Source organism: Endozoicomonas sp. SCSIO W0465 (assembly GCF_023716865.1).
Taxonomy (GTDB): domain Bacteria; phylum Pseudomonadota; class Gammaproteobacteria; order Pseudomonadales; family Endozoicomonadaceae; genus Endozoicomonas.
On sequence record NZ_CP092417.1, the window covers coordinates 5641573 to 5665446 of the forward strand.

Consider the following 23874-nt stretch of genomic DNA (forward strand, 5'->3'; position numbering starts at 1 on the left):
ATGCAACAGCCATGCTGCTAAGGCAGGCTACCCTCGTAAGCTCCCTAAAGTTAATACACCACATCCGTCAAGTCTGATCTCACCCGGGTAGGCAGGGGTAGTTGGGCAATAGCGTCATTCATAGACGACGGGATATCCGAACGATCAGTTTTTTGAATCTGCTTCTTGAGCGTATCGAGAATAACTACATGACAGCATTGCTTCAGGGTAGGTAACTTCTCACTATTATATGGCAGTGAATCGAGAAAGCTGACAATTTGCTGACATTTTTTTGGGGTGATGTTGTGTTTAAAACCCGTGCTCACATTGTCTCTGGCAGCCAAGGCCACGGCGCGCCTATCCTTTAAGTCTGACAGTACCGAACGATCGTAATCTGTCATATCCCTCAAAAGCTGATCCATACCGTTCTGGCCCGCATGTTGACTCCATGTAAATCCTTTCATGTTGTCTATTTGTTCAATATTGACGCCACTCTGCAGCAACAAAACGGCAATCCTGCCGCCATCAACATTATTATTTCCTCGATTCATACACAGCTGATGCAACGGTGTCTGTCCAGCCTTATTGAGGATATTGACATTAGCGCCCATCTGCAATAAAGCAATTACAACCTCCCGTTGATTATTTCTCGCTGCAATGTGCAGCGGTGTATTGCCATGACGATCCCGGCAATCAACCATATTGATCGAACGGGCGGCACTGTCAATGCCAGCAGGCCGGTCACGCTCCACCAAACGTGTGATCAATTCGGGGAAATTGTGACGGGCAGCATAGTGAATAGGCCAGAAGCCTCTGATTGCCATGCGCTGATCAGCGCCTGCACCAAGCAAGGCCTCCAGAGCCTCAACTCGACCCGCTTCAATGAGCGGTTCTGTCTCGCGCGCCCCCCCAAATCTGGTTTTAACCTGAGCACCACAAAGCAAAGCCAGCGGCGTAAAACCATTCCCATCGACACCATTAATGTCTGCCAACTGCCCCGTGGCAATCATAGCAACCACTGCCGATCCGTTACCCGATTGGGCCGCAGCGTGCAGTGGGCTAGACTCTCTCAAGTCACCTAAGGTAACCCCGGCACTCAGTTCTGCCCCTCGGGCAAGATAAGACTGAACCTGCTCAAGATTAACCACTGCATGATTTTGTAAGGCAAGAGACAACTCCCTGGCTGGCTGACCCGTCGGAGGAATGGCCGTCGTAACATGTGATGCACTCACTCTGCCAGAATTGTCATTTGACGGGTTTGAGTATTGCCTTAGCCTTGAATTCGCGGCTTGCAGTTGTGGGGCAATAGATCTGCACAGATCTGAAAGATTCATTCGTCACCTCCTGTTTGTGTGATCATCGTCTATTTTGATTTTTTTACTTTTAAAAATTTGACCAAAAAAACAGGTAAAGGTTCAACCCTTCTTTCGCCTACACTGATTCGATGCGTGCTTTCTAGCAAACGTATGGGGATGATTAGCTAAGAAATCATGTGAACTGATATTGGGGCTCACTGAACAATTCACAATAAACAGGATTAAATGCAGCTTATGAGAACAACGTATTGAGACAGAGCATTATACTTCCGCCTCGTCAGGCCTCCGACTCTTCACAAACCGGGCAAAGAGAATCCCGCACTCAAACAACAGCCACATCGGAATAGCCAGCAGAGACTGGGAAATGACGTCAGGAGGCGTCATAATCATCCCGATCACAAAGCAGCCAACCACCACATAGGGGCGCTTATCTTTAAGGCTTGCTACGGTAGTCACACCCGACCACACCAGCAGGACCGTCGCCACCGGAATCTCAAAAGCGATACCAAAGGCAAAGAACAGTTTCAGGATAAAATCCAGGTAACTGTTGATGTCCGTCATCACGGTGACTGATTCAGGGCCAACCGTGGTGAAAAATGAGAAAATCAACGGAAAGACCACGTAATAGGCAAAGGCGATGCCCAGGTAAAACAGCAAAATACTGGCAATCAGCAGGGGAATCGCAATGATCTTCTCATGCCGGTAAAGGCCCGGAGCAATAAATCCCCATGCCTGATGGAGAATAAAAGGAATCGCAATAAACAGCGACAATACAATGGTCAGCTTAAAGGGAGCCAGAAAGGGAGAAGCTACCTCAGTAGCAATCATGGTACTGCCCTCTGGCAGACTGGCACGCAACGGTTCCGATATATAAACGTAAATATCGTTGGAAAAGTAAAACAATCCTGCAAAGACCACCAGAATAGCAATGAGGCTTTTCAGGATGCGTCCACGCAGCTCAAGGAGATGCTGAACGAGAGGCTGTTCTTTATCCTGCTCTGTCTCTTTCGATGTCTGCTGAGATTGATCTGACGTTGTTTCCGACTTTTTTCCTGACATAGTTACTTACTGCCTGTCCTTTTCCTGAGACAGATGACTAGAGGTTTTATTCACCGCCATTCTCTCAACGCTGTCATCTGGGCCCACTGAGCGACTATCCCTTTCAGGTGAGGTATTCACATCGGAAGACGTTTGATCTTCCACAGTATCGATGCTCACAGACTTTTTCAGATCATTGATCTGACTTTGAAACTGTTCACGGGTTTTATTCAACTCTTTCATGACAGCTTCATTGTGCAATTGCTGCTTGATTCCATCAGCATCAATCTCCCGCTCAAGCTCTTCTTTAACGGACTGAAAACTGCGACGGATCTTACCCACCCAGTATGCGGTTGTTCGGATAGCCTGAGGCAGACGCTCGGGCCCCAATACCACCAGAGCAATCACGGCAACCAATAATAACTCTGTAAAACCTATATCAAGCACAGCGAACTATCGCACCTCTCGATGACAGCAACCTGTAACTACCATTGATAACAGTAGCGGCATTTGCCAGCTGGTTGCTGCAGCCTCCCCCCACAGGAGGGACACACTGAATTCAAAAAAATACGTTCAGCCAGGCAAATTTACCCTGAAGCCTTTTCATCCAATACCGTGCCTCGTCACAGGAACGCCCTGATAAACTGAACCCACAACGAAGCGTCAACAGGCCTTAGTGCCTGGACTTTTCCCGGTCAGACTCAAGGTTACGCTGCTCAATAGAGTCAGCCTTCAGTTCAGCTTTTCCCATGCCCTTTTCATTACTCTTTTCATCTTCCTGCTCATCATCAGAGCTCAGTGCTTTTTTGAAGCCTTTTACTGCTCCGCCAAGATCACTGCCCATTCCACGGAGTTTTTTCGTACCAAAAAGCATAACCACGATCAACAGGATGATCAGTAACTGCCAGATACTGATGCCACCAAAACCCATTTTCTACTCCTTCAGCTTTCCATGAAACTGATCAAATAATATACAAGGCAGATATATTACCCCATTCTTCCACTTGTGGCGCGGCCATTTTGCAAGATCGTTCAGGAAAATGGGGAATAGGGTTATCCGCGGGATGCCTTCTCTTCTATGCCGGAAAGCCCGAAACGACGATCCAGCTCATTCAGCACGTCAGCAGGCTCAAGCCCAAGATGAGACAGCATGACCATGGAATGGAACCAGAGGTCTGCGGTTTCATAAATGACAGCCTCCCGGTTATGGTCCTTATGTTCATATCCCAAAGCCTTGGCAGCAATCAGCACTTCTGCTGACTCTTCACCCACTTTTTTCAGAATATGATCCAGTCCCTTATTATGAAGTTGTGCAACGTAAGAGAAATCCGGATCAGCCTGCCTGCGACTGCTTAACACTTCAGTTAATCGCTCGATTATATCGCTCATCTTTTAGCCCGTAGGATGATTTACAGCAAAGAAAACAGTCTTTACTGATCTCCATAAATCGTTTCTGGATCCCGCAACACCGGGTCTTCGGTATTCCACGATACCTTTCCATTGTTATCCCTGAGGCGACGGTAGAAACAAGACTTTCGTCCTGTATGACAGGCAATGCCACCAATTTGTTCCACTTTGAGCAGGATCGCATCACCATCACAGTCAAGACGGCATTCTTCCAGCCGCTGCGTATGACCAGAGCTTTCACCCTTACGCCACAGTCTGCCCCGTGAACGGGACCAGTATGTGGCAACCTTTTCTTTCAGGGTCAGTTCCAGTGATTCCCGGTTCATCCAGGCCAGCATCAATACCTCTCCGGTTTTATGGTCCTGGGCAATGGCCGTTACCAGACCATCATCATTCCATTGAACCTCATCCAGCCAGTGATTTGTTTTCATAACACTATCCGCACATTAGTATCCATCGTTGGGCAGAACATATTGTTAATAGTCAGGATCGCCCTCCACATGTCAGCACTCAGGAACAGGTTTAAGGCCACCGGTATTTGATGTACTTTCCGGAAAATGTGACCTGGCTGAACGTTAAATGGCAAAGCAGGATTTAATACAAAAACAGGGGTAATTACCGCACAAGCTGTGCAAACCATCAACTGGTCAGTTTTTAATATTTTGCATATCAGGCCAGAGAAATCATTTTACCCGTTCACATACTCACGCGGCTGATCAGATCTCATACCCTGTTACCCACTAAGGCATGACAAAGCTATCATGCAGGCAGAAACACAACAGGTTTCGAGAAGATCACCACAACAGCCATTGCCCATCAGCCGTTCACAACACCCTTTATGGTTAGCACGCCGCTCTACCTGGAAAGCATCTTCTCTCATCAGTTTCATGACTTCATTGAGTACCAGCGCGTTATTACGGCCAGGAACACCTTGCTGAGCCTGCCTCATAGCTTCCGAATAGGGCGGCGGGGGCGAAGCGGGAGCGCATAGGCGACAAGGCTGAGAAGTAACGACGATATGCCCCGAGAAACGTCCAGATGCGTCTATGCTTGGGCTTTGACCAGGCGCTTGACCAGGCGCTTGGGTCGCACCGTAGCCAGATGATTGAGCCTGGCTTGCAAAACTGTCCTGAACCGAATTCATAGAGCAACTCATTCTGGCTGATATATACCAATTATTTGACCCACGGAATGAGAAAAAGTTCATGCTCGGGATTCCTACCTGGCCCGGCTTGTTTCACGACAAAGGTGTAAACAGGTAACCTTCTTATCGCACAATCAGCCAACCCCCCATTGCCACAGCCAGTAATCCAAGCGCTGTCTGATCCAGCAGCTCTTTTTCCACAAAAAGAGAGCCTGAAGTAGCCACTACCGTTGCTCCTGCCAGCAGTAATAGAGCACCAAAACGCCTCTGCTTTTGCCGACGCTTTTCCGCCCTCACCTGCTGATGATGAAACGCCTGTTGCTGATCAACCAGTGTTCGCACCGTAGACATCACTTTCTGGGCCATCACCGGTGTACTCAACAGCCAATCAGCACTTTGCTCCCTGAGACTGCAGAGAATACCGGTTGGACTTACCTGGTCTTTCATCCACTTTTCCAGATAGGGCTGGGCAGTGGCCCAGAGATCGAGATCCGGGTACAGCTGCCGCCCCAATCCTTCGACATTCAACAATGTCTTCTCCAGAAGCACCAGCTGTGGTTGAACCTGCATATTAAAGCGACGGGCCACTTGAAAGAGTCTGACCAGTAGCTGACCGAATGAGATGTCCTTAAGGGGCTTTTCAAAAATCGGTTCACAGACAGTACGAATCGCAGCTTCAAGCTCCCCTACCGGCGTTTCTCTGGGCACCCAGCCGGAATCCACATGCAACTGGGCAACCTTGCGGTAGTCCCGCCGAAAAAAAGCCAGCAGGTTACTGGCCAGATAGTGCTGATCTTCCGGCTCCAGCGTGCCGATGATGCCACAATCGATCCCGATGTACCTGGGCTCTGCCGGATTGCTGGTATCAATAAATATATTGCCCGGGTGCATATCGGCATGGAAAAAGCGGTCGCGAAACACCTGGGTAAAGAATATTTCAACCCCTCGTTCTGCCAGCTTTTTCATATCAACGTTCTGAGCTTTCAGTGTGGCAATATCAGAAACAGGAACACCATAAATCCGCTCGATAACCATCACTTTTGTGCGGCAGTAATCCCAGTGAACGTGGGGCACATACAACAGGGGAGACGCCAGAAAGTTGCGCCGCAGCTGGGAACAGTTAGCCGCTTCTCGCAACAGGTCAAGCTCGTCAAAGATGGTCCGTTCATAGTCCGCTACCACCTCTACCGGACGTAAACGGCGGGCTTCTTTTGATAGATTGATCAGCAAACGCGCAAACAGATACATTAATCCAATGTCTTTGCGAATCACCCGGTCGATACCCGGACGAATCACTTTGACCACCACCTCTTCCCCGGTATGAAGCTGAGCGGTATGGACCTGGGCAATAGAAGCGGAAGCTAATGGCTCACGATCAAAACGGGCAAACAGGGTATCGACCCTCTTTTCAGAAGCGCCGCCAAGACTGGACTCAATAATGCCAATCGCCTCTTCGGCGGGAAACGGCGGAACATCGTCCTGAAGCCGGGACAGTTCATCACTGACATCATCCGGCAACAGATCCCGCCGGGTTGAAAGGATTTGCCCGAACTTGATAAAGATCGGTCCAAGAGCTTCCAGAGAGAGGCGAATACGCTCACCACGGGGAGCATTGTTATGGATAAAGTAGCGCCAGGGCAGCAAGATCAGTAAGCATCGTAACCAGAACGGCGAGCGGTCCGGATCAATCAGATTATCCAGCCGGTTACGGGCGACAGCTGCCACAATTTTCAACAAACGGATCAACGTCAGGCCCCCGACTTATGATTTGGCATCAGTTTCGTTGTTACTATGGTCAATAGCATGGTGAGCTGCCTGCCATTGATGTTCCAGCCGGTCCATCGACTCAACAAGAAGCCCCACTTCCCCGGCAAAATCTTCCACTTCCACCCTTGAAGGAATCAGGCGAAGCTCTTCCTGAAGGTATTCCCCAAGGTTATCCATAACTAGCGCCCGTCCTCTGTTAGCATGGTCACCAACAAAACGTAGTCCCTGGGCCATCATATGCCCGGCGATATCACCAAAGGTCTGACAAAGTGGCCTTTCCCAGTCGATCTCCATCTGCTGGTGAATTGTCTGCAAATCAGCAATCAGCGCTTCATCACCAGAGACGCTCAACCCGGTAACATCAGCGAACGGGAGGTTTCTGCGTGTTGCCAGCGTGGCAAATGCAACGCTCGACCCTGTAAAGGTGGCATCCAATGATCCCTCAAAGGAGCCTGCCAGACGAATGCGATCCTGTTCAAAATGGACATAACATGACCACTGTGGCGATATGCACTGAAAATTGATGACCTTGCCAAACCAGTGTGACATTTTTTTGATGGTGACCGGGTCCAGGGTCAACAGTGCATTGACTTGACGTTCGATGGCTGCCAGCAGCCCCGTCTTGATGACGATCTTGTCATAAGGTTTGTTATAAGAGCTGTTATAAGAGCCTGCCATCAGGGCTTAACCCCCTTATGCAGTGCCACAATACCTCCGGTCATATTGTGGTAGGCAGTATTCACAAACCCGGCCTCTTGCATCATGCCTTCCAGCGTTTCCTGATCCGGATGCATACGAATACTTTCCGCAAGATACTGATAGCTTTCGGAGTCACCCGCCACCAGCTTGCCCATCATTGGCAGCAGGCTGAACGAGTAGGCATCATAAGCCCTGGTCAGCAGTGGATTATTGGTTTTGGAAAACTCAAGAACCAGCAACCTGCCACCCGGCTTTAACACCCTGCACATGGATCTCAGTGCCGCATCCTTGTCCGTCACATTGCGCAGACCAAAAGAGATGGTAATGCAGTCAAAGATGTTATCAGGAAAAGGCAGACATTCAGCATTGGCCTGGACAAACTCCAAATTGCCAACAATGCCCTGATCAATTAGTCGATCCCGACCAACGCGCAACATGGATTCATTGATATCTGCCAGTACTACCCGCCCATTCTCCCCAACAATACGGGAAAACTGCCTGGCCAGATCGCCCGTCCCCCCGGCAATATCCAGTATCACATGACCGGGTCTGGCGGCAGAAAGCTCGATGGTAAAACGTTTCCAGAGACGGTGAATGCCCATGGACATCAGGTCATTCATCACATCATAGCTGCTGGCTACGGAGTGAAAGACACCAGCTACCAGCCCTTCTTTCTCACTCTCTGGCACATCGCGATAACCAAAGTGCGTCGTGCCATCCTGCTTTTGCTTGCCACTGTCTGTCATGACCCTTCCCGGCATTCATTCGATCAATCTTTTGGCTGGCTATTGTAAAGGCAAATGGCCTGGGGTGTAAGCATAAGAAAGGAGCCCATTTCTGACGAGATCACAGTATCTATCAAGAATTGAGTCAACTCAGGAAAAGCTCAAGAAAATTGGAAGTAAATGGAACTAAAAGAATGCGCTTTTGCCCTATTGAAAAAGGCGAATCACAGAAACACTGGGATCACGACTGGCACCAGCATCCCTCAGAGCCTGCAGATAATCATCCCATAGCGAATCCTTGTTATGGCACAGCTCATACAGGTAACTCCAGTCATAGATTCCACTGTCATGACCATCATCAAAAATCAGCTTGACGGCATATTGGCCAACCATTTCCACGCCATTGATGGCCACATTCAGTTTTCCGGTCTGCAAGATAGGGTTGCCATGAGCACGAACCTCCGCAGAGGGGCTTAATACTCTTAGAAATTCCGCTTCCAGCTGGAAAATTTCATGACCAAACTGAATCTCCAAAGTTTTAGAGCGTTTGTGCAGTTTAATGGCGGAAGGAATCATCATGGTCAATTAAATGGTGTCATTGTTGACAGGGCATCCGCTTATTACCAAAGCGTAAGGAAAGAGTGACCAGCTAGGAGGCTGACCACTCCCTGTCAAGCATTAGAGAATATAACGGCTCAGGTCTTCATCCTGAACCAGTTCACCCAGGTGTTTATCAACATAAGCCGCGTCAATCTTCAGTGGCGCTCCATCCTGGGCAGACGCCAGATCTGCGGCACCAAAGGATACCTCTTCCAGCAGACGCTCCATAACCGTATGAAGACGACGGGCACCGATATTCTCAGTACGCTCATTCACCTGCCAGGAAACTTCAGCCAGGCGGCGAATGGCATCGTCGGCAAACTCGATATTGAGTGATTCTGTCGCCATCAGTGCCTGGTACTGTTCCGTCAGAGAGGCGTCCGGCTCAGTCAGAATGCGCATAAAGTCTTCAGAAGAAAGTGCTTTCAGTTCAACACGGATGGGCAGACGTCCCTGTAGTTCCGGAATCAGATCGGAAGGCTTGGCCAGGTGGAACGCACCGGAGGCAATAAACAGAATGTGGTCTGTCTTCACCATGCCGTACTTGGTAGAGACGGTACAACCTTCAATTAATGGCAGCAGGTCACGCTGAACGCCCTCTCTGGAGACATCGGCATTGGCAGTACCGGAGCGCTTGGCCACTTTATCAATTTCATCAATAAAGACGATGCCATTCTGCTCGACAGCATCGACGGCTTTGGTCTTAATCTCGTCTTCATTGACCAGCTTGGCCGCTTCTTCTTCCTGAACCAGGCGCATGGCATCCTTGACTTTCAGCTTACGCTTTTTGGATTTGCCGGTATTCAGGTTAGAGAACATATTCTGAAGCTGGCTGGTCATCTCCTCCATACCGGGAGGCGCCATGATTTCAACCCCCATGGCCGCTTCACGAACATCAATTTCAATCTCTTTATCGTCCAGGTCACCTTCACGGAGTTTTTTGCGGAATACCTGACGGGTTGAGTTGTCCTGGGGCTTGGACTCTTCACCAAAAGTACGGGGAGGCGGCAGCAGCGCATCCAGTATTCGCTCTTCTGCAGCGTCCAGCGCACGGTGACGAACGCGCTCCATCTCCATTTCGCGAAGCATTTTGATGGCCGCATCCATCAGGTCACGGACAATGGACTCAACATCGCGGCCCACATAACCCACTTCAGTAAACTTGGTGGCTTCTACCTTAATAAACGGTGCATTCGCCAGTTTGGCCAAACGGCGGGCAATCTCGGTTTTACCAACGCCGGTCGGGCCGATCATCAAAATATTTTTCGGGCTGATCTCGTTACGCAGATCTTCACTCAACTGCATTCTGCGCCAGCGATTACGAAGAGCAATGGCAACGGCGCGTTTAGCCTCGTCCTGGCCAATAATATGTTTATCCAGCTCATGGACAATTTCACGGGGTGTCATATCTGACATATCAGAAACTCGTTATATAGCTATTGCTTCAAGCTGCAGGAAGCTCTTCGATGACTTGGTTTGAGTTGGTGTAAACACAGATATCTGCGGCGATACCCAGACTCTTTTCAACGATGTCCCGGGCACCCATTTCCGTGTTGTGAAACAGTGCCTTGGCAGCTGCCTGGGCATAAAAACCACCGGAACCGATGGCCAGAATGCCATCTTCCGTCTCCATCACATCGCCATTGCCCGTGATAATCAGGGAGGCAGTGGCATCAGCAACAATCAGCATGGCCTCCAGCCGTTGCAGGGCTCGCTCGGTTCGCCACTCTTTAGCCAGCTCAACTGCCGATTTGGTCAGTCGTCCCTGGTGTTTTTCCAGCTGGGCTTCAAAACGCTCAAACAGGGTAAAGGCATCAGCGGTACCACCGGCAAACCCGGCAATCACTTTACCCTGATACAGTCGGCGTACTTTGTGAGCGTTGCCCTTGATTACGGCATCACCCAGCGAAACCTGGCCATCACCACCGATCACGACACTGCCGCCACGACGTACCGACAGGATAGTTGTGCCACGATACTGTTCCAAGGGCTCGCTCCTTAGTAAAAAAACGGATAACAAGGGCCTATATGGGGGAAGAAGAATGAATTATCAAGAGGGAGCGGGAGAGAAACCCGCCCGGGATTCCGCTTTTTTCTATTTCAGCTGTAAAAGCAGACTATCAATGTTCTGGCTGGCCAGTACTTTCTGGGCATTCTGGAGTGAGACCCGGTCGGCAAATGGCCCCAGCTGAACCCGGTGCCAGGTTTCACCTCCGCCAACATTGACTCTCTCGACTCTGGGTGCCAAACCCTCCAGCAGCAATTGGGCCCTGAGTCGCTCAGCATCCTTGGCGCTTCGGAAGGAACCGGCCTGCAGAAGATATTTTTCCGGCCTGGTTACCGCAGTTGTTGCCGGTTTCTGCCCCGGCTTACTTTTCTGCGCTTTAGTAGAGACCGCTGTCGGTTCCGCTCTCGGTTCCGCTCTCAGTTCCGGGTCAACTATGGATACTGTCACTTCTGACTCGGGAAGCAGAGTATAAAAATCAAATACCGGCTGATTGTCTTTTTTCTGGTCATCCCCGGACGATGCCTTGACCTGCTCAGCGACGGTCCGCACATCTTTGGCAGAGGGCGTCAGCCCTGCCAGAAATGCAGCAAATACACCAATCAGCAAACCTGCCAATAGCCAGGCCCAGTTTGGTAGAGACACACCGGCTGATTTACCGGTGCTTTTCGATTTACTGGCTCCCCGCCTGCTATTGTTTGGTCTGGATGTCATATCTCTCAACTTTTGCTTCGTCAGGTCTGCCTTTCAGCCAGGCTCTTTAGTGAACACAATGTGGTAAAGATATCATTATCTCTGACCTTACTGATATAAGTTCTGGCACTGCTATTCCAATAAGGAAGTACTTCTATTGAGACAAATGTCCTTTTTCGATAGCATTCCCGCCATTTACCAGCGAGTTTTAACCAAGGACTCATGCATGAATATTCTCAAGCTGCTTGAAGACAACGTCATCAAAGCGCTTATTGCTGCGGGTGCTCCAGAAGATACCCCGGCCATGGTTCGCCCCAGTGCACGGGCGAATTTTGGTGATTACCAGTGCAACGCCGTGATGGCTGCTGCCAAGAAAATGGGCATGAACCCACGGGAACTGGCTCAAAAAGTCATTGACAATCTTGACCTTGAGGGCATTGCCAGCAAGGTTGATATTGCCGGCCCCGGTTTTATCAACATTCATCTCACCCCACAATGGTTGGCCAGCAGTCTGCAGTCTGCCATCAAAGATCCCCGGGCAGGTGTTGCTGAAACCGATAACAAGCAAACCATTGTCGTTGATTATTCAGCACCGAACGTTGCCAAAGAGATGCACGTTGGCCACCTGCGCTCCACCATTATTGGCGACTCAACTGCAAGAACCCTTGAGTTTCTTGGGCACAAGGTGATCCGTCAGAATCATCTGGGTGACTGGGGTACTCAATTCGGCATGCTGATCGCCCACCTGGAGGAGCTTGAGAAAGAGAGCCAGGAAGCCATGAGCATGGAGCTTTCTGACCTGGAAACATTCTACCGCGAAGCCAAGAAGCATTTTGATGACAACCCGGACTTCGCTACCCGCGCCAGAAGCTATGTAGTCCGCCTGCAAGCCGGTGACGAGTACTGCCTGAAGCTGTGGAAAAAACTGGTCGATATCACCCTGTCGCACAACCAGGATACCTACGATCGTCTGAATGTCTCGCTGACCGCTGCTGACGTGATGGGTGAAAGCGCTTATAACGACAGTCTGCCAGTCATCATCCAGCTGCTGGATGAAAAAGGACTGTTAAGTGAAGACAATGGTGCGAAAGTGGTCTTTCTGGAGGAATTCAAAAACAAGGATGGTGACCCAATGGGCGTCATCGTCGAGAAATCCGGTGGCGGCTTCCTCTACACCACCACCGACCTGGCGGCTATTCGTCACCGCTGCCATACGCTAAACGCTGACCGGATTCTCTATTATGTCGATGCACGCCAGGGACAGCATTTTGAGCAGGTTTTCACCATTGCCCACAAGGCAGGATTTGCTTCTGACCACGTTTCACTTGAGCACCACGCCTTTGGCATGATGCTGGGCAAAGATGGCAAGCCATTCAAGACCCGTGCCGGCACCACCATCAAACTGGCAGATCTTCTGGATGAAGCAGAAGAACGGGCAGCCGCCCTGATTGCCAGCAAATCCGGCGACCTTTCAGAAGAGCAGAAGGTGAATGTGATCCGTTCTGTGGCTATTGGCTCGGTAAAGTATGCAGACCTGTCCAAGAACCGGACCAGTGATTATGTCTTCGACTGGGATAACATGCTGGCATTTGAGGGCAACACGGCTCCTTACCTGCTCTATGCCTACACCCGAATCATGAGCATCTTCCGCAAGGCGGGCATCAGCGAGTCTGACCTCACCGGTGACATCCTGATCGAGAACGGTGCTGAACACGAGCTGGCTCTGCAGCTGTGCCGCTTCAGTGAAACCATTGAATCGGTTACCAGAGAAGGCCTGCCACATCAACTGTGTGCCTATTTATACGACATCTCCGGCGCCTTTATGAAGTTCTATGAAGCCTGCCCCGTTAACAAGGAAGGCGTTTCTGATGCGCTGCGCAACAGCCGCCTGCAGATTTGTGCTCTGACCGCCAGAACCCTGAAACTGGGCCTCGGCCTGCTCGGTATTGAAACCGTCGAGCAGATGTAATCACTTGATACCCGCCTGACACCCGGTGTCAGGCTCACCCCACATCACCCACAACTTTTTGCCCAATAAGCAACGTTTTTTGCCCAATAAGCCAACATTGGTGGAACTTTTCCAAAATCTCGTAGTCTAGAACTGTAGTTCAGATGAAAATTTAAGGAGGTCAACCATGAATGGTTCTGCCATGTTTAACGGATTAGCCCACGCTGCCAGGACGCTTGCCAGCGCCGTGGCTCCTATAGCACGACCTGCAACAGTGATGGCTGCCGGATATCTTGCCGGAGGCCTTGGTGCTCAATTTGGCCCATGGGCAGTTAAAGCCGTAGTTAATCACACTACGTCAGGCTATTTTGCCCGGTTCTTTTACCAACAGTCATTGAATGCAGCGTTTGGCCAGTATTACTATCCTGCCGGCCAACTACTGGGTTCCAGTATTGCGGCTGTTTGCCCGGGGCCCGGCAAGATCGCAGAGACAATCCATAAGCACTGTCACCATCGTAATTATCAAGCCGAACTTCGTAGAATCCACTTCGATGGAAGTCTGTTGAAAGTAAAGGAAACTGAAGATGGCTTCATGAAATGCTCGTACAAAGTCCCCGTTGATCTGTCAACATACAGCATCATTGATAAAAAAGAAGCTGACAGCTTACCAAAACTGCCAATGCTCGCTTCTGGCAAGTGTGACCAGTTCGAAATGAACACTTACAAAGCAGCTATAACAGATGGATCAGGCGTTGAGGAAACGGTCCTGTAACATTTAACCGATATACGGATTCTCATACCTGTGTTTAAGGCATGAGGATCCACTTTTTTGCTCTGAATGTTGCCCTGAATGTTGCCCTGAATGCTTTTGTTTTGATAACCAGCCTTCCATGGCGGACCCCATACCCAATATCCGGACTCAGAACTCCAGAAGAAACGTTACGGGACCATCATTGAGCAGGGAAACCTCCATATCCGCGCCAAAGCGGCCTGTAGCAACATTATGGTGCAAAGTATTGGCACGTTCTACAAAGTGGTTATAAAGCTGCTCTCCCTGCTCAGGAGAAGCACCGGAACTGAAGCTGGGTCGTAACCCTTTGCGGGTATCGGCAACCAGAGTGAACTGGGAAACAATTAATAAACCACCACCCACCTCTTTCAAACCGAGGTTCATTTTACCCTGCTCATCACTGAAAATTCGGTATTTCAGTACTTTATCAAGCAGCTTATCCGCTACAGCCGGGTCATCCCCTTTTTCCACACCCAATAACAAAAGAATGCCGGAACCAATCGCTCCAATCGTTTCCCCATCAACCATGACACTGGCATACTTGACACGTTGAATCAGACCTTTCATTAAACGTTCTCAAGATAAAAATTCTTTTATTTCCGGACCTGTCGTAGATATTTGACGCACGTGAAAACGATAAGGAAACACCTCAGGTATTTGACACGTCGTTAAGTCCAGCGAAAAGAAAGGATTTACTTTTTTTACGACCGAGAGCTTTTTACCCATATAGGCACTGCCACCACCATATGCATTAACAGTCTGAACGAGCAGTTGCTCTGCCCAATTCGCTCTGTGCGCCGCAGAAAAACCGGCACTTGCAGGACAACCATAACCATAGGGGGTTACAAGGTAAGCAATGGCAATTTCTCCCAATGTCACTGAAACTGTCACAGAAATAGTAATCCGCCATCAACATCAGATCATCAGGATACACTATAAAATTAACCCCACATTAACACGGGGCAGACTTTTACAAACCGAACGCTATGGAGAAAGTCGCCTGGCAAAGTCATCCGTCGCTCTGACCAGTGCATCAACAATGCCCGGCTCACAGGAGGCATGACCGGCATCCCGAATAATTTGCAGATTCGCTTCCGGCCAATGATCCGCCAGTGTCTGCGCATTATCAAGTGGACAGATCATGTCATAGCGTCCATGAACGATCACGCCCGGAATGGCCGATATCAGGTTCATTTTGTCAATAATCTGATTCGGTGTAATAAAGGAATTATGTCTGAAGTAATGGCACTCTATCCGCGACAGGGATAATGCCAGATGCGGGTCAGCAAAGTGATCCACCAGTTCATGATTGGGTCGCAACGTTGCCGTGTTTCCTTCCCACAGAGACCAATGCTTGGCAGCATTCATTCTTGCCAGCTCATCCTCTCCAAAAAGCCGCTGATAATAAGCCTCCAGAAGATCGCCTCTTTCACTCTCTGGTATCAGCTCAAGGAAGTGCGCCCAATGATCCGGAAATACTCTACTGGCGCCATTTTTGTAAAGCCAGTCAAGATCCTGCGACCGGGAAAGAAAAACCCCCCTGACAACCAGCCCTGACACTCGCTTCGGGTGAGCCTGGGCATAAAGCAACGAGAGTGTTGAGCCCCATGAGCCACCAAACACCAACCACTGCTCAACCCCCAGACTTTTGCGAATCAGCTCCATATCGTCAATCAGCAGCGGGGTATTGTTCTGCTCCAGTTCAGCATGAGGTCTGGAGCGTCCACACCCCCTCTGATCAAAAAGAACAATCCGGTATTTTTCCGGATCAAAAAAGCGGCGATCCCGTTCTGTACAGCCGGCACCCGGTCCACCATGAACAAATAAAACCGGTATCCCATCCTGAGAACCACACTCTTCAATGTATACCTCATGAATATCATCAACTTGCAGGTGCCGGGTAGCATAGGGCTTGATGGCAGGATACAGGGTGCGCATGGAAAATCCTTTCAGGAAAACACCAGAACAATGCTTTACCTTAACCTTAAACGGTTATTGCAGCAAAGGGCATATCCTCACTTTGAAGAAATCATAGCAGGAACTAATTCGGTGACCACCTGTCTTAGAGCCATAAACAGTCCCATAAACACTTTCAGCTTTAGTTCCTGACAAACCACACCATTCAGTAATTTACGCTGACTTCCCGGGATATGGTAATGACAACAGTAACAGCCCTAAGAACATGACACATCAACCAGGCAGAGCAGTGAAAACCGTATTGGCTTTCTGGATCGCTATAATGGCAATACCTGCCAAAGCATTTCAGTATTTTTCTTATAATGATCAAATAATGGTTCAGCAATGGATAAATAAGGTAGGCTTTGAAATTTACTCAGCCAATCCTCACCAAATCCAACAGAGTGATCGCTGGCAATATACCCAGGACACTTTACAAGCCCTGCATATGTCACGACCCGAACAATTTTACCGCTATCTTTCAGAACTTCTTATTTTGGCGGGCAGTACGGGGGATGATGCACTGAATCAACTGCTTCAGCCAGTATTAAACTTAAACAAAAAACAGAGAAACGTCTTTGATACTTTCATCCTTGAACAGAATAAGAGTGATCTTTCTGTTTGGTTAAGCCATTACATGGAGCTGGAAAAGCGTCTTGCTAATGATGACAAACTCTATTCACAACTGTTTGAACTGTTAACCAGAACCGTCATAAGCAACACTCAGCAGTGTCCCGAAATGTTAATGCTGGAGAGTTTCAAGGGCGTAAAGGAGAAACGGCATGCGGTTTTGCAGTGCATAGCCCTGTCGGTGAAGTTGTATATTGTTGATATTGATATCAGCCACAACCGAATAGCCACTGCCAAAATACTGGGTCCCGCGCCTGTCAGCACCGACCTGACATCCTTACCAGCAACGGTTTTGGACAATAGCGAATATCCGTTTTCAACCATTCCTGAACTCTACGACAACCCACAAACCAACCCGGTCATATTATTCACATCACCATTGGAAAAAGGTTTCCTCGTTTCTCACCGTAAAAGAATCCAGAAAACCAACAGGCCTCCGGTATCACCTCTGACAGAGTCTGACATTGAAAAACTTCGACAGCGTTTTAAGAGCAGAAAAGGGAACCAGAGCAAACATCAAAAGAGCAGGCATTTTTTATCGTATGGCAAACATGACCCGGTCTGGCCGGATGAGTGGATTAAATCGCCGGGTTACACTATTGCCGGAAGCCTTGCTCTTTCAGTAATTATTACCCTTGTATTTACTATGGTCCCATACCCTGGCAATCCCTGGTTAGGCTCATAAAATACAATGAGTATCAAAAAACCCACTTAACAACCAAGTGGGTACTCTGCGCTTTTTCAATCTGTCGCCGGGTGTTACCTGGAACGGCTGGCACGTTTCCGCTCGTGTTCCTTCAGGAACTTCTTGCGGATACGGATATGGTTTGGTGTCACCTCAACCAGCTCATCGTCATCAATAAACTCCAGAGCCTGCTCCAGAGAGTGACGGACTGGTGGCGTCAGAATGATATTTTCATCCGTACCTGCAGCGCGAACGTTGGTCAGCTGCTTGGCTTTGGTGGGGTTTACGGTCAAATCATTATCGCGACTGTGCAAGCCGATAATCTGACCTTCATAGACATCAACGTTAGGGTTAATGAACAGGCGGCCACGCTCCTGCAAACTGAACAGTGCATAAGCCAGTACCTTACCATTCACCATAGAGATCAGAACACCGTTATTGCGCTGACCTACCTCTCCACCCTTGACTTCGCCATAGTGGTCGAAGATTGAAGTCAGGATACCGCTACCTGAAGTCATGGTCAGGAACTGGGAACGGAAGCCGATCAGACCACGGGCAGGCATGATAAAATCAAGACGCACACGGCCTTTACCATCCGGTACCATATCCTTCAACTCAGCACGGCGCTGGCCGAGTTCTTCCATAACCGGTCCCTGGTGCTGTTCTTCAATATCCACCACCACATGCTCAAAGGGCTCCTGCTTAACGCCGTCGATTTCCTTGACCACGACCTGTGGACGGGAAACCGCCAGCTCAAATCCTTCACGACGCATGGTTTCAATCAGAACGGACAGATGGAGTTCACCCCGGCCGGAAACCTTGAACTTATCCGCATCATCACCTTGCTCAACACGCAGAGCCACATTGGAGATCAATTCTCGATCCAGACGCTCACGGATATTACGGGAGGTGACGAACTTGCCATCCTGGCCGGCAAACGGCGAATCATTCACCTGGAAGGTCATGCTCACTGTTGGCTCATCGACCGACAGCGGAGGCAGCATTTCCGGGCAATCGGGATCGCAGATCGTGTCCGAAATGTTCAGCTTATCAATTCCGGTAATGCAGACGATATCACCGGCGCGGGCTTCAGCCACTTCAACACGCTCAAGCCCCAGATGGCCCATCACCTGCTGCACTTTGGCCTTACGCTGCTTGTTGTCGCGATCCACCAGCACAATCTGCTGCCCCGGCTTCAGGACACCACGGGTGATACGGCCGATACCAATAACGCCTACATAGCTGTTGTAATCCAGGGCGCTGATCTGCATCTGGAAAGGACCATCAACATTTACCGGCGGTGCAGGTACACGCTCAGTGATCATCTCAAACAGCGGGGTCATGTCATCGGCCAGATGGTCCGGGTCATGACCGGCAACACCGTTCAGCGCGGAGGCGTAAATGACCGGGAAATCCAGCTGTTCATCCGTGGCACCCAGACGATCAAACAGATCGAATACCTGATCCATAACCCAGTCAGGCCGAGCACCCGGGCGGTCAACCTTATTGATAACCACAATCGGGCTCAAACCCTGCTCAAAGGCTTTCTGGGTAACAAAGCGGGTCTGCGGCATCGGACCATCAACGGCATCCACCAACAGCAGCACCGAATCAACCATGGAGAGTACACGCTCAACTTCACCACCGAAGTCAGCGTGGCCGGGAGTATCCACGATATTGATATGGAAGTCGCGCCACTCAATCGCGGTGTTCTTGGCCAGGATGGTAATGCCACGCTCTTTTTCCTGATCATTGGAGTCCATGACACGCTCAGCACCCTGGTCCTTACGCCCCAGTGTACCGGACTGCTGCAGCAGCTTATCCACAAGCGTTGTCTTGCCATGGTCAACGTGGGCAATAATGGCAACATTTCTTAGCTTATTAATTTCCAAGGATTTTCATACCTCTCAATCTGAATTCTTAAAGAATATGCACACATATATGTACACACTTTCTAACCCGGACATTTCATAAACTGCCCCGAATCTCGCGCAGGACTTTGTCGCTCTAAGGGATTTTGTGAAGGAGTGCCGTACCGGGGAGTACGGTCGACTGAGCATAACCCCCTCAGAGCGGCAAAGGACAAGCGAGAGCGGGAGCAGGTTTATGAAATATCCGGGCTAAACCTGTTATGCCTGAAATCCGACAATTAAAATGGCCGCAATGCTATCTATCTGGCCAATGCGACGCAAGCTTTAAAAACCCCTATCCTCAACTCCCGCTTAATTTTGAATTGGTGAGTGAACAGCCTGCACACTGGGCAATAATAGATTACAGTTTTTATACACATCAAAATCTTCATAGAATAGCTTTATTTGACGAAAAAAAACGAGATTTAGATGTTTTCCCTGTGATTTTGCCGGGTTTTAAGGGCGAAATGGCAGTTTTTGCTGGTGACTCTTGAGCTGTTACTTCCCTATTTGCTCTTTAAATTCTTTGTACTCTTGCTTTAGTGTTTCCATAGCCGTTTGCTGCCAACTGTTGTCGGTGATCTTCCCTTTTAATGCGTCCAGACTGATCAGTGCAGCGTGGCTGATCAGCTCATTTTTCAACTCAGGGTCAATGCGGGTATTGTCAAATACCCGGGGAAACTGTTCAGCAACAAATGACTTCAGCGTTGCGTAACCACTGATGATGCTGGCAATCCGTTCAGGAGAATAATGATGAAGCTTTGCCGGCGACGGAATGGCTTGATCCGTCTTGATGGTCAGTTTGGCGTGATCACTGGCACTGGCCTGGCGTGGCAGCAAATCCACCACCAGCTGCTGAAGCAGACTGGTTTCCCGGGGTCCAATAAGACCTCGACGGTTGATCATGGCCTGAATTTTTACCCGATTCATAGCTTCTTTAGGTACCGCAATTTTGGCATCGTACAGGTTGTTGAACAGCTGCCAGGCTCTCTGGCTGAGAGCAAATGATTGCAGGTCCGTTATCTCGTCGTTGCCTGTGGTTTGGCGACTGGTTGCTTTTTGCAGATCAGACTTAAGTTTTGCCAACGGTTCGGCAGAATAATCCACACCCAGGTAGTCTGGCAGTTCAGCCAGCTTATCCACCATTTCCAGCTGATGTTGCAGAGACTGTTGCATAAACAATTTTCTGCTGGATTCGTACTGGCCTCTGGTGAGGGCATTAATCAATGGATTATGCAGGGATTTTTCCGGTTGCAGGACAGGCGCAGGCATTAATCGCTGGTCAATCATATCAGGGATGGCATCTTTGTTATGGCTCAGTTCACCAGATTGGGTGGCGTTATTTTGCTTCTGGCGATTCTGCAACTGGACTGCCTGACGGATAATCTGTCGGTGCAGGGAGTCGGGCAGGTTGTGATCCGCCGAATAACGGGTCAGGCGATTGATGGCCATGGCTTGTAACATGGCTTGTGCCAGCCCCATGGCCGGACCCTTGGTAGTTGTTTGACCCGTTGACAGATTATGGAAAACTGGCTGCGCCTCCTCCTTGGCATTTGTTGCATCCTGAATCAGCCCAGCGGCACTGAAGATATTATCCGGCTGCTCCTGGTGTATACCGATGGCAGATGACGTGAGGGCTTGCTGCAAAAAGGTTTCTGTCAGTTTGGCCGGCATTTTGCCGGGTGTTGCCGGGGTTGAGAGCAAGATGGCCATATTGACCAGATCATTGCGGCTCCACTGGCTGGTAATAGGGCTGACATGACTTTTCAGGTGTTGGATAAAAGCAGTCACTTCACTGTGCAGCTGAGGGGTGATCGCCAAACCGTCGTTTAATAGTTGCATACCTGGTGACCGACTCAACAACTCTTGATGGCCAGCAGGGGGCATTGTGTCTTTGCCGGACGGTAACTTCTGCCCATTGTATTTGGAGGCCAACAGGGTTGCCAGAAGCAGGCTGGAATTGGCGGTGTATTGGGAGCTATTCGCTTTTCCAGGTGCCTGGCGGCGATTGCTATTATGGAACGTCTCCTGATCAGCAATTCCTGCCAGTGCAGGGGAAGCCACCACGGATTGTGGTGACATCATCGGCCTAATGGATCCGAACAGCCTGCCAAGTCCCTCTTTAATGTCGTTCAGTATGCCTGTTTGCCGAGTAGCCGAAGAGGTTTGTGGGAGCGTGGGAGCAGTGTCGATATTCCTGCGTTTTCTGCCGTGGTGCGTGGTGGTTTCAGCCGGTTCAGACTCCGTATGGTTTTGGACTGGCGATGAATCATAAGCATCCAGAACTATCCGGTAGTCCTGCTGTTCTTTAATGACATCCAGAAATGTTCGCGGGTCAAAGAGTACAGAGCCTTGTGCCTCACTCAGGGAAACTTCATCGTTAAAGTGCCCCTTATCCCGCAGATGCAGAGCCTGAAGATCGTCAATAAACAGCTCTTTCTCCTGTTTCATCACCGAGGCCAGCAATTGCCGGTTATAGGGGGCAGACTGTGGGGCAATGATATCGCCGCTGACCATTTTGCTGCCCAATTTCGCAATAGACGACCGAAGATCTTCGTGTTGTTGCAAAATCGGGCTTGTAGTACCGGACTCTCTTTCCTGCTGTTCCAATTCGTCAACTTTGCTTGTGCCTTGCAGAAACATTGTGAGATCAGCAAGAAATCGGTCAAACTGATTGGAGGTATCAGATGATGCGCGTCGCTGGATATCGGTGATTATCTTGAGCAAATTGACTGGCTTTAAGGCTTCTTTTCCCTCCTGGCTGGACGCAGCGACCCGGAGTTTCAGTATTTCGTCCCGGCTCAGTTTACCGGGGTCAATATAGCCCACATCAATAAACAGCTGCAGCCGCTGCTGGTTCAGTGAGGCATACATCTGCTGAAATGTTCTGGTCAGGGTATCGGTGATGATCGTTCGAGCTGCCGCGCGTTTATGGTCATTGTCCACCGACACAGAGCGTAACGACTTTAGTGTCCTGTGAGCATGTTTATAAGTACTCAGGAACCCCTTATCGAACACATCATTCAAGGTATTGAGGGTCTCTCCCAGTATCACCCGGGTTTGGATACTCTTTTGTTCCTTATTGGCAGTGGTTAGCTGCTGGATATGTGCCAAAGCCTGTTCAGAAGTTTTGCTGATGGTGCTGTTAAACCGATCTTTGATCTGTTCATTCCTGGCGGAAAATGCCTTAACCATTCGGGGGAAGGTCAATAAGTTCTGTACATCGTCTTGAGGAGTTGGCTTGCTGGTCGTATTTGTTGCAGTTGGGGCTTCGCTGCCAGCTCTCTCTTTGGTTGTTGATGCGGCTGCCTGAGTGGTTGGTGAAACGGTTGTATCACTGGCAGTGGAGTTACGGGCAGATGAGTGCTGTCCGGTGGTGGTCTCGCCAGTGGTGCTTGCTGATGTTGTGGCTTCGGTGATGATCGTCTCTTTGGTTGTTGATGTAGCTGTCTGAGTGGTTGGTGAAACGGTTGTATCACTGGCAGTAGAGTTACGGGAAGATGACAGTTCTCCGGTGGCGATCTCGGCTGTAGTGCTTGCTGATGTTGTGATTCCGGTGATGGTCGTCTCTTTTGTTGTTGATGCGGCTGATTGAGTGGTTGGTGAAACGGAGGTATCAATGGCAGTGGAGTTACGGGCAGATGACAGTTGTCCAGTGGTGGTCTCGCCAGTAGTGCTTGCTGATGTTGTGGTTCCGGTGATGATCGTCTCTTTGGTTGTTGATGTAGCTGCCTGAGTAGTTGGTGAAACGATTGTATCGCTGGCAGTGGAGTGACGGGCAGATGGAAACTGTCCGCTAGTGGTCTCACTTATTGTGCTTGCTGGTGTGGTGACCCCTGCTCTGATGGTGTCTTCAGTTGTTGCTGTGGTTGGTTGATTGGTTGACGAAGTGGTTGTGTCACTTTCGATGGTGGCGTCTTCAGTTGTTCCTGTGGATGTTGAGGTTTCTGTCACTGGTGAAGCAGCCGTTGTGCTATCTGGAACCATTGCAATACCTGCATTTGCACTGTTGCTGTTCCCGGAGGTTGATGATGTCACTGGCTCTGTTATTGACTGCAGCGTGGTGTGCTCTGCGATGATTGCCTGTTTTACTGGTGGCTGAGTTTTTGCCACTGAGCCTTGAGTGGTTTGCTTTTCAGACTGTTTTTGTTGATCGTTTTTGTGTTTTTCAATAGCGTCTTTTACACCCTTGACCGACTTTCCTAATGCTTTGGCTGCTTTATGTGCCGCGATACCACCAGCGGCTGCGCCACCAGCGCCGACTCCAGCACCGGCACCGGCACCAGCTCCAGCTCCAGCGCCTGCGCCTGTTCCAACGCCCGCTCCGGCTGCACCACCTCCGCCACCACCTTCACCGCCCTCACCATCGCCGTCTCCCTGACGGCTACAGCCGCCAATTGACCGTTTGCATTTAAGGGCCTGTTTTAATAATTTTTTGCCGACTTCCTCACCGGCTTTCTCTGCCCCCTTTTTAAGGGCTTTGCTTCCAGCTTCTTTTCCAACTTCTTCCCCAGCTTTTTCTCCGACTTCTTCCCCAGTTTCTTCACCGACTTTTTCCCCAACTTTCTTTCCGACTTCCTTG

Annotated in this window: 25 protein-coding genes; 4 read left to right on the forward strand and 21 right to left on the reverse strand. The window is 49.7% G+C overall.

What is annotated here, in order from left to right:
* Nucleotides 1-50: 50 nt before the first annotated feature.
* From MJO57_RS25165 to MJO57_RS25230, 14 genes are all read right to left on the reverse strand, one after another.
* Complete coding sequence (locus MJO57_RS25165) at nucleotides 51-1313, reverse strand: ankyrin repeat domain-containing protein (protein ID WP_252019700.1); 1263 nt, start codon at nucleotides 1311-1313, stop codon at nucleotides 51-53.
* A gap of 243 nt (nucleotides 1314-1556) precedes the next feature.
* Complete coding sequence (gene tatC, locus MJO57_RS25170; protein WP_252019703.1) at nucleotides 1557-2354, reverse strand: twin-arginine translocase subunit TatC; 798 nt, start codon at nucleotides 2352-2354, stop codon at nucleotides 1557-1559.
* 6 nt (nucleotides 2355-2360) lie between these two features.
* A complete protein-coding gene (gene tatB, locus MJO57_RS25175) occupies nucleotides 2361-2780 on the reverse strand; it encodes a Sec-independent protein translocase protein TatB (RefSeq protein WP_252019705.1) in 420 nt (139 codons plus the stop codon).
* 226 nt (nucleotides 2781-3006) lie between these two features.
* Nucleotides 3007-3264 (reverse strand): Sec-independent protein translocase subunit TatA, encoded by a 258-nt coding sequence (gene tatA, locus MJO57_RS25180; protein ID WP_252019708.1) that lies wholly within the window; start codon nucleotides 3262-3264, stop codon nucleotides 3007-3009.
* Nucleotides 3265-3386: 122 nt separating this feature from the next.
* Nucleotides 3387-3722: a phosphoribosyl-ATP diphosphatase gene (locus tag MJO57_RS25185; RefSeq protein ID WP_252019710.1), complete on the reverse strand. Its 336-nt coding sequence runs from the start codon at nucleotides 3720-3722 to the stop codon at nucleotides 3387-3389.
* 41 nt (nucleotides 3723-3763) lie between these two features.
* On the reverse strand, nucleotides 3764-4171 hold the full coding sequence (gene hisI / locus MJO57_RS25190) for a phosphoribosyl-AMP cyclohydrolase (RefSeq protein ID WP_252019713.1): 408 nt from the start codon (nucleotides 4169-4171) through the stop codon (nucleotides 3764-3766).
* A 302-nt stretch (nucleotides 4172-4473) separates the two neighbouring features.
* Nucleotides 4474-4689 (reverse strand): hypothetical protein, encoded by a 216-nt coding sequence (locus MJO57_RS25195; RefSeq protein WP_252019714.1) that lies wholly within the window; start codon nucleotides 4687-4689, stop codon nucleotides 4474-4476.
* Nucleotides 4690-5007: 318 nt separating this feature from the next.
* Nucleotides 5008-6627 carry a ubiquinone biosynthesis regulatory protein kinase UbiB gene (gene ubiB, locus MJO57_RS25200; protein ID WP_371924913.1) on the reverse strand — a complete coding sequence of 540 codons (1620 nt, stop codon included), beginning with the start codon at nucleotides 6625-6627 and terminating at the stop codon, nucleotides 5008-5010.
* An 18-nt stretch (nucleotides 6628-6645) separates the two neighbouring features.
* A complete protein-coding gene (locus MJO57_RS25205; protein WP_252019715.1) occupies nucleotides 6646-7329 on the reverse strand; it encodes an SCP2 domain-containing protein in 684 nt (227 codons plus the stop codon).
* Nucleotides 7329-8096, reverse strand: a complete 768-nt coding sequence (gene ubiE, locus MJO57_RS25210) for a bifunctional demethylmenaquinone methyltransferase/2-methoxy-6-polyprenyl-1,4-benzoquinol methylase UbiE (RefSeq protein ID WP_252019716.1) — start codon at nucleotides 8094-8096, stop codon at nucleotides 7329-7331. The genes MJO57_RS25205 and ubiE overlap by 1 nt, the downstream gene beginning before the upstream one ends.
* A gap of 186 nt (nucleotides 8097-8282) precedes the next feature.
* On the reverse strand, nucleotides 8283-8654 hold the full coding sequence (locus MJO57_RS25215) for a DUF971 domain-containing protein (RefSeq protein ID WP_305881934.1): 372 nt from the start codon (nucleotides 8652-8654) through the stop codon (nucleotides 8283-8285).
* A 99-nt stretch (nucleotides 8655-8753) separates the two neighbouring features.
* On the reverse strand, nucleotides 8754-10091 hold the full coding sequence (gene hslU / locus MJO57_RS25220; RefSeq protein WP_252019718.1) for an HslU--HslV peptidase ATPase subunit: 1338 nt from the start codon (nucleotides 10089-10091) through the stop codon (nucleotides 8754-8756).
* Between the two features lie 28 nt (nucleotides 10092-10119).
* The gene (gene hslV / locus MJO57_RS25225) at nucleotides 10120-10662 is read right to left on the reverse strand and encodes an ATP-dependent protease subunit HslV (protein ID WP_066014130.1); all 543 of its coding nucleotides are present in this window, start codon (nucleotides 10660-10662) and stop codon (nucleotides 10120-10122) included.
* A 108-nt stretch (nucleotides 10663-10770) separates the two neighbouring features.
* Nucleotides 10771-11394 carry an SPOR domain-containing protein gene (locus tag MJO57_RS25230; protein ID WP_252019719.1) on the reverse strand — a complete coding sequence of 208 codons (624 nt, stop codon included), beginning with the start codon at nucleotides 11392-11394 and terminating at the stop codon, nucleotides 10771-10773.
* A 205-nt stretch (nucleotides 11395-11599) separates the two neighbouring features.
* Between MJO57_RS25230 and argS the strand changes: the two genes are divergently transcribed.
* Nucleotides 11600-13342: an arginine--tRNA ligase gene (gene argS, locus MJO57_RS25235; protein WP_252019720.1), complete on the forward strand. Its 1743-nt coding sequence runs from the start codon at nucleotides 11600-11602 to the stop codon at nucleotides 13340-13342.
* Nucleotides 13343-13508: 166 nt separating this feature from the next.
* Nucleotides 13509-14093 carry a hypothetical protein gene (locus MJO57_RS25240; protein WP_252019721.1) on the forward strand — a complete coding sequence of 195 codons (585 nt, stop codon included), beginning with the start codon at nucleotides 13509-13511 and terminating at the stop codon, nucleotides 14091-14093.
* 147 nt (nucleotides 14094-14240) lie between these two features.
* Here the strand turns inward: MJO57_RS25240 and dtd are convergent, their stop codons facing one another.
* The 3 genes from dtd to pip form a co-directional block, all read right to left on the reverse strand.
* A complete protein-coding gene (dtd, locus tag MJO57_RS25245) occupies nucleotides 14241-14678 on the reverse strand; it encodes a D-aminoacyl-tRNA deacylase (RefSeq protein WP_252019722.1) in 438 nt (145 codons plus the stop codon).
* Between the two features lie 9 nt (nucleotides 14679-14687).
* Entirely contained in the window at nucleotides 14688-15002 is a 315-nt protein-coding gene (locus MJO57_RS25250) for a hypothetical protein (RefSeq protein ID WP_252019723.1), read from the reverse strand.
* Nucleotides 15003-15095: 93 nt separating this feature from the next.
* Complete coding sequence (gene pip / locus MJO57_RS25255) at nucleotides 15096-16049, reverse strand: prolyl aminopeptidase (RefSeq protein ID WP_252019724.1); 954 nt, start codon at nucleotides 16047-16049, stop codon at nucleotides 15096-15098.
* Between the two features lie 301 nt (nucleotides 16050-16350).
* Between pip and MJO57_RS25260 the strand changes: the two genes are divergently transcribed.
* Complete coding sequence (locus MJO57_RS25260) at nucleotides 16351-17382, forward strand: hypothetical protein (protein ID WP_252019726.1); 1032 nt, start codon at nucleotides 16351-16353, stop codon at nucleotides 17380-17382.
* Between the two features lie 74 nt (nucleotides 17383-17456).
* On the opposite strand, the gene typA is transcribed toward MJO57_RS25260, so the two are convergent.
* Nucleotides 17457-19274, reverse strand: a complete 1818-nt coding sequence (gene typA, locus MJO57_RS25265; protein WP_252019728.1) for a translational GTPase TypA — start codon at nucleotides 19272-19274, stop codon at nucleotides 17457-17459.
* 239 nt (nucleotides 19275-19513) lie between these two features.
* Between typA and MJO57_RS25270 the strand changes: the two genes are divergently transcribed.
* Entirely contained in the window at nucleotides 19514-19786 is a 273-nt protein-coding gene (locus MJO57_RS25270) for a hypothetical protein (protein WP_252019730.1), read from the forward strand.
* 4 nt (nucleotides 19787-19790) lie between these two features.
* On the opposite strand, the gene MJO57_RS25275 is transcribed toward MJO57_RS25270, so the two are convergent.
* The 3 genes from MJO57_RS25275 to MJO57_RS32900 form a co-directional block, all read right to left on the reverse strand.
* On the reverse strand, nucleotides 19791-23279 hold the full coding sequence (locus MJO57_RS25275) for a hypothetical protein (protein ID WP_252019732.1): 3489 nt from the start codon (nucleotides 23277-23279) through the stop codon (nucleotides 19791-19793).
* A gap of 215 nt (nucleotides 23280-23494) precedes the next feature.
* Nucleotides 23495-23689 (reverse strand): hypothetical protein, encoded by a 195-nt coding sequence (locus MJO57_RS25280; protein WP_252019733.1) that lies wholly within the window; start codon nucleotides 23687-23689, stop codon nucleotides 23495-23497.
* Nucleotides 23690-23716: 27 nt separating this feature from the next.
* Nucleotides 23717-23839, reverse strand: coding sequence for a hypothetical protein (locus MJO57_RS32900; RefSeq protein WP_256492297.1), 123 nt, complete (start codon nucleotides 23837-23839; stop codon nucleotides 23717-23719).
* Between the last annotated feature and the right edge of the window lie 35 nt (nucleotides 23840-23874).

Bases quoted from the DNA above. Each gene is read 5' to 3' on its own strand.
- MJO57_RS25165 (WP_252019700.1), bottom strand. From the start codon at position 1,313: ATGAATCTTTCAGATCTGTGCAGATCTATTGCCCCACAACTGCAAGCC.
- tatC (WP_252019703.1), bottom strand. From the start codon at position 2,354: ATGTCAGGAAAAAAGTCGGAAACAACGTCAGATCAATCTCAGCAGACA.
- tatA (WP_252019708.1), bottom strand. From the start codon at position 3,264: ATGGGTTTTGGTGGCATCAGTATCTGGCAGTTACTGATCATCCTGTTG.
- MJO57_RS25185 (WP_252019710.1), bottom strand. From the start codon at position 3,722: ATGAGCGATATAATCGAGCGATTAACTGAAGTGTTAAGCAGTCGCAGG.
- hisI (WP_252019713.1), bottom strand. From the start codon at position 4,171: ATGAAAACAAATCACTGGCTGGATGAGGTTCAATGGAATGATGATGGT.
- MJO57_RS25195 (WP_252019714.1), bottom strand. From the start codon at position 4,689: ATGAGGCAGGCTCAGCAAGGTGTTCCTGGCCGTAATAACGCGCTGGTA.
- MJO57_RS25205 (WP_252019715.1), bottom strand. From the start codon at position 7,329: ATGGCAGGCTCTTATAACAGCTCTTATAACAAACCTTATGACAAGATC.
- ubiE (WP_252019716.1), bottom strand. From the start codon at position 8,096: ATGACAGACAGTGGCAAGCAAAAGCAGGATGGCACGACGCACTTTGGT.
- MJO57_RS25215 (WP_305881934.1), bottom strand. From the start codon at position 8,654: ATGATGATTCCTTCCGCCATTAAACTGCACAAACGCTCTAAAACTTTG.
- hslU (WP_252019718.1), bottom strand. From the start codon at position 10,091: ATGTCAGATATGACACCCCGTGAAATTGTCCATGAGCTGGATAAACAT.
- MJO57_RS25230 (WP_252019719.1), bottom strand. From the start codon at position 11,394: ATGACATCCAGACCAAACAATAGCAGGCGGGGAGCCAGTAAATCGAAA.
- argS (WP_252019720.1), top strand. From the start codon at position 11,600: ATGAATATTCTCAAGCTGCTTGAAGACAACGTCATCAAAGCGCTTATT.
- MJO57_RS25240 (WP_252019721.1), top strand. From the start codon at position 13,509: ATGAATGGTTCTGCCATGTTTAACGGATTAGCCCACGCTGCCAGGACG.
- dtd (WP_252019722.1), bottom strand. From the start codon at position 14,678: ATGAAAGGTCTGATTCAACGTGTCAAGTATGCCAGTGTCATGGTTGAT.
- pip (WP_252019724.1), bottom strand. From the start codon at position 16,049: ATGCGCACCCTGTATCCTGCCATCAAGCCCTATGCTACCCGGCACCTG.
- MJO57_RS25260 (WP_252019726.1), top strand. From the start codon at position 16,351: ATGGCAATACCTGCCAAAGCATTTCAGTATTTTTCTTATAATGATCAA.
- MJO57_RS25270 (WP_252019730.1), top strand. From the start codon at position 19,514: ATGCCTGAAATCCGACAATTAAAATGGCCGCAATGCTATCTATCTGGC.
- MJO57_RS25275 (WP_252019732.1), bottom strand. From the start codon at position 23,279: ATGGTTCCAGATAGCACAACGGCTGCTTCACCAGTGACAGAAACCTCA.